Genomic DNA, 2,512 nt, shown 5'->3' with positions numbered 1-2,512 from the left:
GAGAAGTATGGGGAGGGGCTGCAGTGAGCCAGTCGGAAGAGATTGAACGCAGAGGACGCAGAGGTCACGCAGAGAACGCAGAGGTGAAAACCTTGAAATGTCTTCTCCGCGTTCTCTGCGTCACCTCCGCGTCCTCTGCGTTCTTCTTCTCGGCGCGCCCGGAATCCACCTGACATGGCTGAAATCAAGAACTACACCCTCAACTTCGGGCCGCAGCACCCGGCCGCGCACGGCGTGCTGCGGCTGGTGCTGGAGCTGGACGGCGAGGTGATCCAGCGCGCCGACCCGCACATCGGCCTGCTGCACCGCGCCACCGAGAAGCTCGCCGAGACGCGCACCTACATCCAGTCGCTGCCCTACATGGACCGGCTGGACTACGTGTCGATGATGTGCAACGAGCACGCCTACTGCCTGGCCATCGAGAAGCTGATGGGCATCGAGGTGCCCGAGCGCGCGAAGTACATCCGCGTCATGTTCGCCGAGCTCACCCGGCTGCTGAACCACCTGCTGTGGCTCGGCGCGCACGGGCTGGACTGCGGCGCGATGAACATGCTGATCTACTGCTTCCGCGAGCGGGAAGACCTGTTCGACATGTACGAAGCGGTGTCCGGCGCACGCATGCACGCGGCCTACTTCCGCCCCGGCGGCGTGTACCGCGACCTGCCGGACAGCATGCCGCAGTACAAGGCGAGCAAGGTCCGCAACGAGCGCGAGATCAAGCGCATGAACGAGGACCGCTCCGGTACGCTGCTGGACTTCATCGACTCGTTCACCCAGCGTTTCCCCGGCTACGTCGATGAGTACGAGACGCTGCTCACGGAAAACCGGATCTGGAAGCAGCGCACCGTGGGCATCGGCGTCGTCACGCCCGAGCGCGCCTTGAACCTCGGCTTCACCGGCCCGATGCTGCGCGGCTCGGGCATCGCCTGGGACCTGCGCAAGACCCAGCCCTACGAGGTCTACGAGAAGATGGACTTCGACATCCCGGTCGGCAAGACCGGCGACTGCTACGACCGCTACCTGGTGCGGGTGCAGGAGATGCGCGAGTCCAACCGCATCATCAAGCAGTGCGTGGACTGGCTGCGCGCCAACCCGGGGCCGGTGATCACCGACAACCACAAGGTGGCGCCGCCGGACCGCGAGAGCATGAAGACCAACATGGAGGAGCTGATCCACCACTTCAAGCTCTTCTCCGAGGGCATGCGCGTGCCCGAGGGCGAGTCCTATGCCGCGGTGGAGCACCCCAAGGGCGAGTTCGGCATCTACATCGTCAGCGACGGTGCCAACAAGCCGTATCGCCTGAAGATCCGTCCCCCCGGCTTCCCGCACCTGGCCGCGATGGACGAGATGAGCAAGGGCCACATGATCGCCGACGCCGTCGCGATCATCGGCACCATGGACATCGTGTTCGGAGAAATCGACAGATGATCACGGACAGCATGAAGGGCCGCTTCGAGCGCGAAGTGGCCAAGTACCCGGCCGACCAGCGGCAATCCGCCGTGATGGCCTGCCTGGCCATCGTGCAGCAGGAGCAGGGGCACATCACCCAGGAAGCCGAGAACGAAGTCGCGGCCTACCTGGGCATGCCCCCGATCGCGGTGCGCGAGGTCACGACCTTCTACAACATGTACAACCAGCGGCCGGTCGGCAAGTACAAGCTGAACGTCTGCACCAACCTGCCGTGCCAGCTGCGCGACGGCACCAACGCGCTGCACCACCTGGAGCAGCGACTGGGCATCAAGATGGGCGAGACCACGCCCGACGGCCTGTTCACGCTGCAGCAGAGCGAGTGCCTCGGCGCCTGCGCCGACTCGCCGGTGATGCTGGTGAACGACCGCACCATGTGCAGCTTCATGAGCGCCGACAAGCTCGACGAGCTGGTCGACGGCCTGCGCAAGGCGGAGGGCGTGGCATGACCCCCGAGCAAGTGCTGGCCCAGTTCCAGGCCACCGGCGTGCAGACCTGCTTCCATGGCCGCCACATCACGCCCCAGATCTACGCCGGCCTGGACGGCACCAACTGGCGCCTGAAGGACTACGAGGCGCGCGAGGGCTACCAGGCGCTGCGCAAGATCCTCAAGGAAGGCCTGACGCCCGACCAGGTGATCGCCACCGTGAAGGAATCGGCCCTGCGCGGCCGCGGCGGCGCGGGCTTCCCGACCGGCCTGAAGTGGAGCTTCATGCCGCGCCAGTTCCCCGGCCAGAAGTACCTGGTGTGCAACTCCGACGAGGGCGAGCCGGGCACCTGCAAGGACCGGGACATCCTGGCCTACAACCCGCACATCGTGATCGAGGGGATGATCATCGCGGCCTACGCGATGGGCATCTCCGTCGGCTACAACTACATCCACGGCGAGATCTTCCAGGTCTACGAGCGCTTCGAGGAGGCGCTGGAGGAGGCGAGGGCCGCCGGCTACCTGGGCGACAACATCCTGGGCAGCGGCTTCAGCTTCCAGCTGCACGCGCACCACGGCTTCGGCGCCTACATCTGCGGCGAGGAGACCGCGCTGCTC

At 65.6% G+C, this 2,512-nt stretch carries 2 protein-coding genes and 1 pseudogene; all 3 read left to right on the top strand.

Going from position 1 to position 2,512, the window contains the following annotated elements; translation table 11 throughout:
* The first annotated feature begins 174 nt into the window (after window positions 1-174).
* Window positions 175-1,428, top strand: a complete 1,254-nt coding sequence (locus tag VEC03_RS14085) for an NADH-quinone oxidoreductase subunit D (protein ID WP_324916187.1) — start codon at window positions 175-177, stop codon at window positions 1,426-1,428.
* Entirely contained in the window at window positions 1,425-1,916 is a 492-nt protein-coding gene (gene nuoE / locus VEC03_RS14080; RefSeq protein ID WP_324916184.1) for an NADH-quinone oxidoreductase subunit NuoE, read from the top strand. The genes VEC03_RS14085 and nuoE overlap by 4 nt, the downstream gene beginning before the upstream one ends.
* Window positions 1,913-2,512, top strand: a pseudogene (locus VEC03_RS14075) (NADH-quinone oxidoreductase subunit F); the annotation flags it as partial. The gene nuoE and the pseudogene VEC03_RS14075, both read left to right, overlap by 4 nt.

The organism is Ramlibacter sp. (assembly GCF_035627355.1).
GTDB lineage: Bacteria > Pseudomonadota > Gammaproteobacteria > Burkholderiales > Burkholderiaceae_C > Ramlibacter.
The sequence above is the reverse complement of the archived record's forward strand: the minus strand, read 5'-3'. Positions and strand labels throughout refer to the sequence as shown.

What these genes read in the sequence shown, in the direction of transcription:
- VEC03_RS14085 (WP_324916187.1), top strand. Translation starts at nt 175, where the DNA reads ATGGCTGAAATCAAGAACTACACCCTCAACTTCGGGCCGCAGCACCCG.
- nuoE (WP_324916184.1), top strand. Translation starts at nt 1,425, where the DNA reads ATGATCACGGACAGCATGAAGGGCCGCTTCGAGCGCGAAGTGGCCAAG.